13 protein-coding genes and 1 pseudogene are annotated in these 12,154 nt (G+C 45.1%); 6 read left to right on the forward strand and 8 right to left on the reverse strand.

The window, feature by feature from the left end:
* Positions 1 to 416: 416 nt before the first annotated feature.
* The 3 genes and pseudogenes from QUB08_RS04695 to QUB08_RS04700 form a co-directional block, all read right to left on the reverse strand.
* Positions 417 to 650 (reverse strand): hypothetical protein, encoded by a 234-nt coding sequence (locus tag QUB08_RS04695; protein WP_333223681.1) that lies wholly within the window; start codon positions 648 to 650, stop codon positions 417 to 419.
* Between the two features lie 90 nt (positions 651 to 740).
* A pseudogene (locus QUB08_RS32100) lies at positions 741 to 848 on the reverse strand (mechanosensitive ion channel family protein); the annotation flags it as partial.
* A 12-nt stretch (positions 849 to 860) separates the two neighbouring features.
* Positions 861 to 1,067, reverse strand: a complete 207-nt coding sequence (locus QUB08_RS04700; protein ID WP_333223682.1) for a hypothetical protein — start codon at positions 1,065 to 1,067, stop codon at positions 861 to 863.
* Between the two features lie 231 nt (positions 1,068 to 1,298).
* Here QUB08_RS04700 and ahcY point away from each other — a divergent pair, with 231 nt between their 5' ends.
* From ahcY to QUB08_RS04720, 4 genes are all read left to right on the forward strand, one after another.
* Positions 1,299 to 2,576, forward strand: coding sequence for an adenosylhomocysteinase (gene ahcY, locus QUB08_RS04705; protein WP_333047387.1), 1,278 nt, complete (start codon positions 1,299 to 1,301; stop codon positions 2,574 to 2,576).
* 168 nt (positions 2,577 to 2,744) lie between these two features.
* Positions 2,745 to 3,359 (forward strand): DedA family protein, encoded by a 615-nt coding sequence (locus QUB08_RS04710; RefSeq protein ID WP_333223683.1) that lies wholly within the window; start codon positions 2,745 to 2,747, stop codon positions 3,357 to 3,359.
* 250 nt (positions 3,360 to 3,609) lie between these two features.
* On the forward strand, positions 3,610 to 3,753 hold the full coding sequence (locus QUB08_RS04715; RefSeq protein WP_333223684.1) for a hypothetical protein: 144 nt from the start codon (positions 3,610 to 3,612) through the stop codon (positions 3,751 to 3,753).
* A gap of 50 nt (positions 3,754 to 3,803) precedes the next feature.
* Positions 3,804 to 5,228: an NADP-dependent isocitrate dehydrogenase gene (locus tag QUB08_RS04720; RefSeq protein WP_333156581.1), complete on the forward strand. Its 1,425-nt coding sequence runs from the start codon at positions 3,804 to 3,806 to the stop codon at positions 5,226 to 5,228.
* A gap of 187 nt (positions 5,229 to 5,415) precedes the next feature.
* Here QUB08_RS04720 and QUB08_RS04725 read toward each other — a convergent pair whose 3' ends face one another.
* A complete protein-coding gene (locus QUB08_RS04725) occupies positions 5,416 to 6,024 on the reverse strand; it encodes a glutathione S-transferase N-terminal domain-containing protein (RefSeq protein WP_333223685.1) in 609 nt (202 codons plus the stop codon).
* Positions 6,025 to 6,161: 137 nt separating this feature from the next.
* Here QUB08_RS04725 and QUB08_RS04730 point away from each other — a divergent pair, with 137 nt between their 5' ends.
* Entirely contained in the window at positions 6,162 to 6,554 is a 393-nt protein-coding gene (locus QUB08_RS04730; RefSeq protein ID WP_333223686.1) for a DUF2358 domain-containing protein, read from the forward strand.
* 298 nt (positions 6,555 to 6,852) lie between these two features.
* Positions 6,853 to 8,025, forward strand: coding sequence for a TRC40/GET3/ArsA family transport-energizing ATPase (locus QUB08_RS04735; protein ID WP_333053180.1), 1,173 nt, complete (start codon positions 6,853 to 6,855; stop codon positions 8,023 to 8,025).
* Positions 8,026 to 8,355: 330 nt separating this feature from the next.
* Here the strand turns inward: QUB08_RS04735 and QUB08_RS04740 are convergent, their stop codons facing one another.
* From QUB08_RS04740 to QUB08_RS04755, 4 genes are all read right to left on the reverse strand, one after another.
* Entirely contained in the window at positions 8,356 to 8,604 is a 249-nt protein-coding gene (locus QUB08_RS04740) for a hypothetical protein (RefSeq protein WP_333223687.1), read from the reverse strand.
* Between the two features lie 34 nt (positions 8,605 to 8,638).
* Positions 8,639 to 8,935, reverse strand: a complete 297-nt coding sequence (locus QUB08_RS04745) for a BrnT family toxin (RefSeq protein WP_333223688.1) — start codon at positions 8,933 to 8,935, stop codon at positions 8,639 to 8,641.
* A 221-nt stretch (positions 8,936 to 9,156) separates the two neighbouring features.
* Positions 9,157 to 9,642: a GNAT family N-acetyltransferase gene (locus QUB08_RS04750; RefSeq protein ID WP_333223689.1), complete on the reverse strand. Its 486-nt coding sequence runs from the start codon at positions 9,640 to 9,642 to the stop codon at positions 9,157 to 9,159.
* 112 nt (positions 9,643 to 9,754) lie between these two features.
* The gene (locus QUB08_RS04755) at positions 9,755 to 12,055 is read right to left on the reverse strand and encodes a DNA phosphorothioation-associated putative methyltransferase (RefSeq protein ID WP_333223690.1); all 2,301 of its coding nucleotides are present in this window, start codon (positions 12,053 to 12,055) and stop codon (positions 9,755 to 9,757) included.
* Positions 12,056 to 12,154: the final 99 nt, after the last annotated feature.

Here is a 12,154-nt window from a genome sequence, read left to right on the forward strand (position 1 = left end):
TCGAAGCGCGGATTTGATATCAGAGGGAAGTTCGGCAACGCCCAGTGTACGGGATTTAATGGATTTAACGGATCGGTGTTGAGGGAAGAAGTCAAGCGTGAAACAAGAGGATTTTTCCCACTACCCCACTCTCCCACTCTCTCCCTCTCCCAACTCAAAATTCAAAACTCACTCACGGTAAATTGTTTGATCGTACAAAGTCACCAGTAATATCATTTCCGGTAACACCGGAATGATATTACTGGTGACTGTTGACTGTTGACGCCGTGAACAGTCAACAGTCAACAGTCAACAGTCAACTCGAATTTACTATTCCGATGAAGAGTGGATTTGATATAAGCTGTTCGACATTCAAACTGCAATATTTGTGGGCCAGACCCCATACTGCAAGGGGTGGAGGCAATAAATTTAAATGACTAACAGCTTACCGGTTGAGGAATTTTAATGTCCGCCCGGATGCACGCTACTTTAATCGCCACCACAGCCCTGGTGTGTGTCCGTCGCACCTGTGCTTGTTCGCGCAGCGTCCAATAGCGGACAATAAGATGCAAAGAACCATCGTTAAAGCCTGAAGTATCAACATCATAGGCTAAATTTAAAGGCAAGTTAGTTCGCCTGTGGGGCAGACCTATTAGTAAACTGTTGTGCATTTAAATTGTATATTGAGGGCGTGATCTCCTGCCCAACCCCTACTCCCCACACAAGTAAAGATTTATTTGACTATGCAATTTAAAGGCGGATTAGCTTACCCGCACTGAATTGGTAAATACGATCCCCTTCGGCATGATAACTCGCTCTCCCCGATCGCTAATAACTTGAGTTGAACGCCGCAAAATCTTTTCAACAGTACCTTCAAAGCCTTATACAATTATCCGATCGCCCAATTGAAACGGTTCGTGCAACAGCAACAATATTTCCGCTAAAAAGTATTTGAAGATGTCTGGGAACGCGAAACTAATCCCTACTGAACCCAGTCCTAAGCAACTGATGATATCTGCCGGACGCAAAGCCGGGAACGCAATCAGGCAGGCGCTCAAACTGCCAGCAGCCCAAGTGAGAGTGTCCAATAATTCCCGAACGCCACGCTAACACAAAAGATTGAGCTCCATCGGCCGACAGGAATGTTTGACTCTCACTGTGGGGGTGACTCCATCGACTCGTTCGCTAATCATTAAAACATAATCAAAATTTAAGATTAGCAGCGCCGACCCCGATCGAGTAAAATCACAGCACTTGCCCGCCGATGACTTAATCTGCTAAAACTAACAAAGTTTGATGATTTCTGAGAAATAACATACATGGTTGCTACATCCGTCAAGATTAAACACGAAGTCAAAGACTTGTCCCTCGCCCCCTTGGGAAAGCAACGCATCGAGTGGGCCGGCCGGGAAATGCCCGTTTTGCGGCAAATTCAAGAACGCTTCGCTAAAGAAAAGCCTTTCGCTGGCATTCGCTTGGCTGCTTGCTGCCACGTAACCACAGAAACAGCTCATTTGGCAATCGCCATCAAACTCGGCGGTGGCGACGCCGTACTGATCGCCAGCAACCCCTTGAGCACTCAAGATGACGTAGCGGCTTGCTTAGTTGAAGACTACGGCATTTCCGTCTTCGCCCTCAAAGGAGAAGACGCAGCTACCTACGAACGTCACGTCTACACAGCCCTAGATCACCGCCCCAATATTATCATCGACGACGGCAGCGACGTGGTAGCGGCACTGATCCAGCACCGCCCGAACCAAATTTCCGACTTAATCGGAACTACCGAAGAAACTACTACTGGCATCGTGCGCCTGCGGGCCATGTTGAAAGACGGGGTGCTGACTTTCCCCGCCATGAACGTCAACGACGCCGACACCAAGCACTTCTTTGACAACCGCTACGGCACCGGTCAATCTACCCTAGACGGCATTATCCGCGCTACCAATATTTTGTTAGCCGGTAAAAATATTGTGGTTGCAGGTTACGGTTGGTGCGGCAAAGGCACGGCACTGCGCGCCCGTGGTATGGGTGCTAACGTAATTGTCACCGAAATCGATCCGATTCGGGCGATCGAAGCAGTGATGGACGGTTTCCGCGTCATGCCGATGGACGAAGCAGCAACAGTCGGAGATATATTCATTACCGTTACGGGCAACAAACACGTCATTCGTGCTGAACATTTCGAGACAATGAAAGACGGCGCAATTGTTTGCAATTCCGGTCACTTCGACATTGAAATTGACCTCAAATCCCTCGGCGCAAAAAGCACCGACGTGAAAACAGTCCGGTCTTTCACTCAAGAATATCACCTCAATAATGGCAAATCGATTATTGTGTTGGGCGAAGGCCGTTTGATCAACTTGGCAGCAGCCGAAGGACACCCCAGCGCCGTGATGGATATGAGCTTTGCTAACCAAGCTTTAGCCTGCGAATATCTAGTTACGAACAAAGGCAAACTAGAGCCTGGTATTCACTCAATTCCCGTGGAAGTTGACAAAGAAATTGCCCGTCTCAAATTGGAAGCAATGGGTATTCACATTGATACCTTGACTGCGGAGCAAATTGAGTACACAAACTCTTGGACTTCGGGCACTTAATCATCGTTTATCGTTCCCACGCTGTGCCGGGGGAATGAATATAAGGAGGCTCTGCCTCCCTCATGGGGAGTCGAGGCAGAGCCTCTAGATATGTGTTCCCAGGCACAGCCGGGGAACGAGCAAAAACGAGCAAAATACAAAGTACCTATTACCAATATTTAAATCAAAATGGTTGAATGGATAACTAACACCATGCAGTCGATGGGCTATCTCGGAATTGGCCTGTTGATGTTTTTAGAAAATCTTTTCCCGCCCATACCCTCTGAATTGATTATGCCACTGGCAGGATTCACGGTATTCAAGGGCGGAATGGAGTTTTCACAGGCGATCGCAGCAGGAGTAATCGGTACAGTTTTGGGGGCACTTCCCTGGTACTATGCCGGTAAATTATTGAGCGAAGAACGCTTGAGGAATTTAGCCGACAAATACGGTAAGTGGATCACAGTATCGGGTGCCGATATTGACAAAGCAAATAGATGGTTTAACAGACACGGCAACAAAGCCGTGTTTTTGTGTCGCCTAGTACCTGGAGTTCGCACCCTAATTTCCCTGCCCGCTGGCATCAATAATATGCCTTTAATTCCTTTTTTAATCTACTCAACAGGCGGCACTCTTTTATGGGTAAGTTTCCTGACTTTTGCAGGATATAAACTAGGGGAAAATTATACACTTGTAGATGATTATCTGGGCCCGGTTTCCAAAATTGTTGTGGTGATTATTGTCATTTGGTTTATATTGTGGGTTGTCAAAAAGAATATGCAGAAGGAAAAATATCGCAAATAAATGCAAATTTTGTGAAAATAATCGGCGTTTATTTGCGTTCATCGGCTACAATCACCTTTTGATCCAGCCCAAAAACGCATACAACTTTCCGACAGAAGTCGTGCGTTATCAACCCAAAATTTTAGACTAAGGTTCAACCTCCCAGATTCATGTGTGGAGTAAATCTAAAATCTAAAATCTAAAATCTAAAATCCCCTGACTTGTTTCCAGCATCTTCTCAACCTTAGCGCTGAAAGATAGAGAGGGAGATTTGATAGAAACTTCTGCTATCTTTGCTACTTTTTTAAATTTACGTTTAAATGGGCGATCGCCCAAAACTCACAGTGACGGGCAGCCGATCGCCCAAAAATCCAACTTAAATTTATACAAATATTTAGGATTGGTGGAGGTTTAGGCAGATAATCGTGGCAAAATAGGGAACATTGCTATCCGCGCTGTTAAAATATGTACGAAAAGATTGTAGCCCCGACAACAGGTTCTAAAATTACTTTCAAAGACGGTTTGCCGATCGTCCCCAATGACCCAATTATTCCCTTCATTCGCGGCGACGGTACCGGCGTTGACTTGTGGCCTGCATCCCAGAAAGTCATGGATGCTGCGGTAGAAAAGGCTTACGGTGGCGATCGAAAAATCAACTGGTTTAAAATCTATGTAGGCGACGAAGCCTGCGATGTCTACGGTACTTACCAATATCTGCCCCAGGATTCCTTAGACGCCATCAAAGAATACGGAGTCGCCATCAAAGGGCCGCTGACAACGCCCATAGGCGGCGGCATTCGATCCCTAAACGTAGCTTTGCGGCAAATCTTTGACCTTTACGCCTGCGTGCGGCCCTGCAAATATTATGCTGGAACACCATCGCTACACAAAACTCCTGAACTCCTAGATGTAATTATTTACCGGGAAAATACAGAAGATATTTACCTCGGAATTGAATGGGCCAAAGGCAGCGAAATCGGCAAAAAATTGATTGAATTCCTGAATAATGAGTTAATTCCCGCAACACCAGAACATGGCAAAAAACAAATTCGCCTCGATTCTGGAATCGGAATAAAACCCATTAGCAAAACAGGTTCTCAGCGTTTAGTACGGCGCGCCATTACCCACGCTTTACGGTTGCCGAAAGATAAGCAGCAAGTGACTTTGGTGCACAAAGGCAACATCATGAAATATACCGAAGGAGCTTTCCGAGATTGGGGTTATGAATTAGCAACCACCGAATTTCGCGAACAGTGCGTAACGGAAAGAGAGTCTTGGATTCTGGGAAACAAAGAAAAAAAATCCGACATTAGCTTAGAAGATAATGCTCGCCAAATAGACCCAGGATACGATGCTTTGACCCCAGAAAAACAAGCCAAAATTCGTCAAGAAGTAGCCGACGTTCTGTTTGCAATTTGGGACAGTCACGGCAGCGGCAAGTGGAAAGAAAAAATCATGGTCAACGACCGAATTGCTGACAGTATTTTCCAACAAATTCAAACCCGACCGGCAGAGTATTCGATTTTGGCGACAATGAATCTGAACGGGGATTATTTGTCCGATGCGGCCGCCGCCATTGTCGGTGGATTGGGCATGGGCCCCGGTGCGAATATTGGTGATGAATGTGCAGTTTTTGAGGCGACTCACGGCACTGCACCTAAACACGCTGGTTTGGATAAAGTCAATCCCGGTTCCCTGATTTTGTCCGGGGTGATGATGTTAGAATACATGGGATGGCAGGAAGCAGCAGACTTGATTAAGAAGGGTTTGGGAGCGGCAATTTCTAACGGTGAAGTTACTTATGATTTGGCGAGGTTGATGGAGCCGCCGGTGCCTGAGTTGAAGTGTTCGGAGTTTGCTGAGGCGATTATTAAGCATTTCGCGGATTGAGTTTGAGGGCTTTTTTTGAACGGGCTAGAAGCCCGTTCCACAAAAGTCAATTTGCTTGTGGGGAGTAGGGGTTGGGCTTCTAGCCCGCCCGCTGTTTATTAAGAACGGGCTAGAAGCCCGTTCCACAACCAGTCAACTTGCTTGTGGGGTGTCCCGCCCTCCCGACAATACAATTTAGATGGGGGGTTTATAATGATGGAACAGCCATTCCGCGCTCAACGGCGGGACGCTTCTGCAAAGTTTCTACCCAACGTTTGAGGTGGGGGTGGTTGTCGAGGGTTAATCCTTGAAATTCGTAAATAGCAACCCAGGGATATGTAGCAATGTCGGCGATCGAATAGTCGCCGCAGATGTATTCATATTTTGCTAGTTGAGTGTCTAATACTCCGTAGAGGCGCAAGGTTTCTTTTTCGTAGCGCCCAATGGCATAGGGAATTTTTTCGGGTGCAAAGCGTTTGAAATGGTTTAGTTGACCAAACATCGGGCCGACGCTGGCCATTTGAAACATCAGCCACTGCATAACTTGAAAGTATTTTTGTTTGTCGGTGGGCAGAAATCTGCCTACTTTTTCGGCTAGATATATCAGGATGGCGCCTGACTCGAAGACGGTGATGCCGTTATCTCGATCGACTATCGCCGGAATTTTGCTGTTGGGGTTGATGGCGATGAACTCTGGGCTAAATTGGTCGTTTTTTGTGATGTCGATGACGTGCACGTTGTAGGGTAAACCTATTTCTTCGAGCATGATCGAGACTTTGCGACCGTTAGGGGTGGTAAAAGTGTAGAGGTCAATCATAGTTGTGATGTTAAGTTGAAAGTTTGCAAGGCAGGAAATAACCTCATATACTATCACAATTTGGACGAAATTTGCGGATTTTATCTCTATTGTGTTAAAATTATATTCTAATAATAGAAGAATAACGATCGCTCGAAATGGACATTATTGAAATTCTCAAAGACGATTATCAAAGATTTCCCGATAATCAGACTTACAGCATCTATGCAAAAGATGTTTATTTTGAAGATCCGGTGAATCGATTTACCGGAGTCGATCGCTACCGCAAAATGATCGGGTTTATGGGGACTTTTTTTCAGGATGTAAATCTCGATTTGCACGGGATTTCGCAGTCGGGAGATACTATAGACACTCGCTGGACTCTGAGCTGGAGCGCACCGCTACCTTGGAAACCGAAAATGGCGATCGCCGGTAGGAGCGAACTGAAAGTCAACAGCGACGGTTTAATTGTTTCTCACATCGATTACTGGGACTGTTCGCGGTTGGATGTGCTCAAACAGCTTGTATTTCCTGTGAAAACTAATGTTTGAGAATTTGGCTTAGGTTTTTTAGCAATAAAAAATAGTTTTTCAAGAGCGAGAGCCCTTTTTTAACCGCAGATGTTAGCAGATAAACATAGATGAACGCTGATGGATTTTTATCTGTTGCAATTGATATCTGAGATAAATAATTTTAACTTATCTTGACATTGCAGCACTTTCGTGTATCACGGGAAATGTGGTATGTCCGGCGGCGCGATCACCCAAATTAATTTCCCCACAAAATTAATTTTCTTTACATAACGTTACAATATAGGAGTAAACTACTTTCAGGCGAGCTAAACAATCAATGCGCTTAATATTAATGACCGGAAAAGGCGGCGTCGGCAAAACATCCGTAGCCGCTGCGACAGGGCTGCGCTGTGCCGAATTGGGATACAAAACCTTAGTGCTGAGCACTGATCCCGCCCACTCCTTAGCCGACAGCTTTGACATGGAACTCGGACACGATTCGCGGCTGGTGAAACCGAATTTGTGGGGAGCAGAATTAGACGCTCTCAGGGAATTAGAAGGCAATTGGGGAGCAGTTAAGCGCTACATTACTCAAGTCTTGCGTGCCCAGGGACTCGAAGGGGTGCAAGCTGAAGAATTAGCCATCTTGCCAGGAATGGATGAAATCTTCGGTTTAGTGCGAATGAAGCGGCATTACGACGAAGGCGAATTTGATGTTTTAATTATCGATTCTGCTCCGACTGGCACAGCATTAAGACTGCTAAGTTTGCCGGAAGTTGGCGGCTGGTACATGAGAAAATTTTACAAGCCGCTGCAAGGCATATCAGCCGCCCTTAGACCTTTAGTTGAACCTATTTTTAGACCGATTGCGGGTTTTTCTTTACCAGACAAAGAGGTGATGGATGCACCTTACGAGTTTTACGAACAAATCGAAGCTTTGGAAAAGGTTTTAACTGACAATACTGTCACTTCAGTAAGGTTAGTTACCAATCCAGAAAAAATGGTAATTAAAGAGTCTCTGCGGGCTCATGCCTATTTGAGTTTGTACAATGTAGCCACTGATTTAGTAGTAGCTAACCGGATTATTCCCGCAGAAGTAACTGATCCTTTTTTCAAACGGTGGAAAGAAAGTCAGGAACAGTACCGTCAGGAAATCCACTCAGATTTCATGCCGCTGCCCGTTAAGGAGGTGCCACTTTATTCCGAAGAAATGTGCGGTTTGCCAGCTTTGGAACGGTTGAAAGAAACGCTTTACAAAGACGAAGACCCAAGTCAAGTTTATTACAAAGAAAATACGATTAAAATCGTCCAGGAAAACAATCAATATAGTCTTGAACTGTATTTGCCCGGAATTGCTAAGGATCAGATCCAGTTGACCAAAACGGGAGATGAGTTGAATGTTCGGATTGGGAATCACCGCCGTAATTTGGTGTTGCCGCAAGCTTTAGCGGCGCTGCAACCTTCGGGGGCGAAGATGGAGGATGATTATTTGAAAATTAAGTTTGCTTAACAAGACTTACGCACTATCAACCTAAAAAACCCGGTTTCTAGGAAAAATCGTGGATTATCCCTTGAGATATTCACGCAGAAACCGGGTTTTTGGCCCGCGTGCAGGTATTGAGCTATTCAGCAGACTTACGCCATTCTTGTCCGAGGGGAACTGCTTTGTCAAAAGTAGGATGGTTGCGTCTGCGTTTATGAGACAGTGACGTTTGTAATGGTATCAATTCCGATTGTACCGGAATGATTTAACCGCAGAGGGCGCAGAGTCTCCAGAAGAGAGAGATGAATAATTCCGATGTCAACGGATTTGATATGAAATGCTGCTGGCTAGACACAATTAACAGGACTCAGCACGAAGGACTTCGTTTAATGCCTCATCAATAACTGCATCGCTGACACCTCGACGCTTCAAACTTGCTACTAAAGCTGTCACTGTCTCGCTCTCAAATCGTTCTAAATCAACGCGCAAACCTTGACCGATATAAGCACGAATTAATGGCTGATAACCCGAAAAACCTAACAAGGGTGCAACTTTCTTTAGATCTTCGACAACATCTTCGGGCATACGGATCGTTACGCTAGTCATTGGACGGTTTCGGTCTAATCGCTGCTTTAATGCTTCAACCTTCATACTCTGCCCTCTCCTGACGAGTTGCTTTACGTGCTGAAATAATCCGAATGACATTCTCTTCACGCTCAATGTGAACCACATACAGTAGATTCCACCGACTATCTAGCCCAATCACAGCATCACGCGCTTCCTGATTGCGGCTGGCATCAACGACAACTAGAAATGGGTCAAAGAAGCATTCAGCAGCTTGTTGAAAAGTAACCCCATCATGATTTGTGGGATTGATCCGCGCTTTTGAGTCGTCCCATGCGAAGGTAATGCCATTGAGCACGAAGTATACATTCATGCTCCCTAGTATAGGTAAAATGTATTTACAATGTCAATACGTTATTCACAAAAAACGATCGTGAACACGAACGACAAGGTTTTGTTTATTTTTTCACTATTGAATAGCTTGTATCCGAGCCACTGATAAAGACGAATGTTGCGACTCTTGTGCCCGGTGAACAATTCCCTGTTATAAGTCCCCGCAATTATCTTAGAAAATCAATAATTTTATTCCATGTGTCAATCTACTCGGTTCAGGCGATAAACGAAGCAATCATCGTCACCGAACTTTCGGTACTCGATAAATTGAAAGCCAAGACGTTCGTAGAAGTGGTGAGCGCGAGTATTATTGGCAAGCGGATCGACGAGGACAGCCTTCACCGCCGGATCTGCGAAACATCTGACAATTGCAAGCTGCATCATTTTTGTTCCATAGCCTTTGCCTAAATCAGCCTCTTTCCCAATCCAAATGTCAATGGCACGAAGATCCGCCGTAACATCACCCCAATAGTTGCTCTCCTCACGTGCCGGATCGATGATCTGGATAAATCCAATGGGACGACCATCGATTTCCGCAATCAATTGCTCCCTCCAATCTGGCGCGCGCTCAAGTTCCATCTCCCAAGCCCAGTCATCGTTAGGATCTGACGAAATTACGTGAGGTTGCTCATCCCAGTGTCGTAACAGATCCAAATCAGCGGAAGTCGCCGAGCGTAGATTAATCATAACTTCACGTTTGAACGTCACACTTGTAATAGCTGATATCCGAGTTTTCCGAGGTAATGTTAGATAGATCGCCCTCGCTTACCCTAACTAAAATCATAATCTGCTTCCATGACTATTCCTCTCCCTCTTCTTTTCCATCCTCTGTGCCCTCTGCGGTTCGTTCAATCTTTCCTGGATTAAACTCAATCTTTTTCGGCTGGCGTTCCGACGCAGCTTTTTGCAGCATTTTCAATTTTTCTGGGTCAGCATTCGATCGCCAAAACAACTTATGACCCTTAATTTTAACGCAATTTTCTTCCAAACACTTCATCCATTCCCGATGTTTCTTAACTACGCCACGATCGAGAATACCTAACTTTTCTTCTTGGCGGGTGAGTTTCGCAAACTTGTCATAATGGGGATAACTAGCAGTAACAAAAGCTTCTTTTCTCAATAAAATTGGCGGATTATACACATCAGAATAGTCTTGATAGCTCACAGAAAGGTCGCGCAAATCTATGTGCATAGAAGTGTGAAGGGCTGGATGCGGGTTAGTGTCAAAATCGGGATAAAATAGATAGGAAATCTGAGGTCTGCGAGCGTAAAATTTGATAATTGTCGCGCCGTCAAGTCTGCCAATTGTGCGGTTGGCGCAGCCTTCGTAGAGCCTGAGCAAAGGATCTAGTTCTTCTAATGCAGAGACGTGAACAGAAAGGGAACCATGCTGTTTGTAGCCGATCGCACTATCTTCGCAGCAGTCCGCAACAATATCAGGTTTGCCCAAACTATATAGCATTAAATCTGCCAAAGTGCAAGCTTTTTGATAATTGTCAAACAAACCTTTGATGTCGTTGCGGATTTGAGCCGGGAGTCGGCGGATTGAAGGTCGATCGCCCAAACCGTTGAGAGCGAGATATACCAGCAAATCTTGGCGGCGCTTGTCGGCGATTTTCTCCCAATCATCCGCATCCGTTGCTTGCAAAATGATCCTCCAAGCGCGATTAAAACTGTGAAATTCCCCCTTAATCGCCGATTCTTCCGCTAGTTCGCCTTTAACCGGAAGGCGGCCCCGATCGCTCACAAAAGCCATCAAAGGAGCCAGCATTTCCGCATAATCCTCAAACCGCTTAACTTGCGATCGCACTCTGGGAGTCGATAAGTGCGATCGAAACCGAGAAGCACGAAAACTTTCACCCTCCGCCGCATCCCGAAACACAAAATAAATCCCCAAAGCAACAGGAATTGCATCAACATTCAAAACTTGGTCGATATAAACCTTCAACTCTTCCTGTTCGTAATACTTCTGAAAAGTATTTCGAGAAGTAATCACCCCATCCCCGTAAGCAATTTGACCTTGTTGGCGATCGTCAATCAAAACTTGAGCCGCCACAACTAATAAATTCTTAGTTAATTCCCAAGCATTGAGCAAAGCTTCTCGGCGTTCCGCCAAAGATTCAATCACATTAATCACGTAACCAATATTCACAATATCAGCACAAATTCGCGGAGTATCCGGCTGATAGTATGGGTCCCAACCAGAAATAGCATAACCCTCTTGTGCAATATATTTAACATCCCCGCCGAAACCGCAACCGTAATCAAAAAAAGTCGCCCCGTCCCTCGCTAAATCAGCCTCTAAAAGCAGACGCAGAGGTTTAGAAAGCGAATTGCGTACCATTGCAGCTTTGTGCCGCTCGATCTTAGGAATTGATAGCTCACTATTCTCCTGTTTCAAACGCTCGACAACAGTATGATCTTGGATTTCTACACCGCAATATCCCAAATATTTGAGCCAACCCTCGCGAGTGCCGATAACGCTAGTATTGTCCAGCAGCCCCCACTTTTCCTCGCAGCGAGTCAGCCTCGCAAACTTTTCGTAATTGGGATAATCCGCAGCTACAAAAGTTTCCTTGCGGTGCAAAACAGGGGGATTTTCGCTGTTGCTGTAATCGAAATATTTCACTTCCCCTGTTGCTAGATTAATTTGGATGCTGGTTTGCAAAGCAGGATGAGCATCTGTATCGAAATCAGGGTAAAAAAGATAAGATATTTTAGGTTGATGGAGCAAAAATTTCACTAACGTTGCTTCATCAATCTTTTCGAGAGTGCGTCTGGCACAATTTTCGTAGATTCCGAGGACAGGGTTGAGTGTCTGCAAAGCCGAAACGTGAACGTAAAAAGCCGTAGGTAATTTTTTCCCCACCTTGCTTTCCCGACAGCACCGAGCGACTTTTGCCACCAAATTCTCAACACAATAATTATTGATTTCGTCGGGTAAGTACGGCACAGCATTTACAGAATTTTGCTCAGCAATAGCCTTATTTTCATACAATAAAACTTCTCTCGCAAATGTCATCAAAGGCGTGAGCAGTTTTTCATCATTTTCTAATGAATCGCTATCTAAAATAGTGTTTGTACTGGTATCGTAATTCATAGCTAACTTAATTATTTTTTAAATTAACCGCAGAGAACGCAGAGGACAGGGAGTGAAGAAAGAAACAAACTAAATTTCCCTATTATAAATTTTATATCT

The sequence above is a fragment of the Microcoleus sp. BR0-C5 genome, from assembly GCF_036705045.1.
Taxonomy (GTDB): Bacteria; Cyanobacteriota; Cyanobacteriia; order Cyanobacteriales; family Microcoleaceae; genus Microcoleus.

Bases quoted from the DNA above. Each gene is read 5' to 3' on its own strand.
- QUB08_RS04695 (WP_333223681.1), bottom strand. From the start codon at position 650: ATGCACAACAGTTTACTAATAGGTCTGCCCCACAGGCGAACTAACTTG.
- ahcY (WP_333047387.1), top strand. From the start codon at position 1,299: ATGGTTGCTACATCCGTCAAGATTAAACACGAAGTCAAAGACTTGTCC.
- QUB08_RS04710 (WP_333223683.1), top strand. From the start codon at position 2,745: ATGGTTGAATGGATAACTAACACCATGCAGTCGATGGGCTATCTCGGA.
- QUB08_RS04720 (WP_333156581.1), top strand. From the start codon at position 3,804: ATGTACGAAAAGATTGTAGCCCCGACAACAGGTTCTAAAATTACTTTC.
- QUB08_RS04725 (WP_333223685.1), bottom strand. From the start codon at position 6,024: ATGATTGACCTCTACACTTTTACCACCCCTAACGGTCGCAAAGTCTCG.
- QUB08_RS04730 (WP_333223686.1), top strand. From the start codon at position 6,162: ATGGACATTATTGAAATTCTCAAAGACGATTATCAAAGATTTCCCGAT.
- QUB08_RS04735 (WP_333053180.1), top strand. From the start codon at position 6,853: ATGCGCTTAATATTAATGACCGGAAAAGGCGGCGTCGGCAAAACATCC.
- QUB08_RS04740 (WP_333223687.1), bottom strand. From the start codon at position 8,604: ATGACTAGCGTAACGATCCGTATGCCCGAAGATGTTGTCGAAGATCTA.
- QUB08_RS04745 (WP_333223688.1), bottom strand. From the start codon at position 8,935: ATGAATGTATACTTCGTGCTCAATGGCATTACCTTCGCATGGGACGAC.
- QUB08_RS04750 (WP_333223689.1), bottom strand. From the start codon at position 9,642: ATGATTAATCTACGCTCGGCGACTTCCGCTGATTTGGATCTGTTACGA.
- QUB08_RS04755 (WP_333223690.1), bottom strand. From the start codon at position 12,055: ATGAATTACGATACCAGTACAAACACTATTTTAGATAGCGATTCATTA.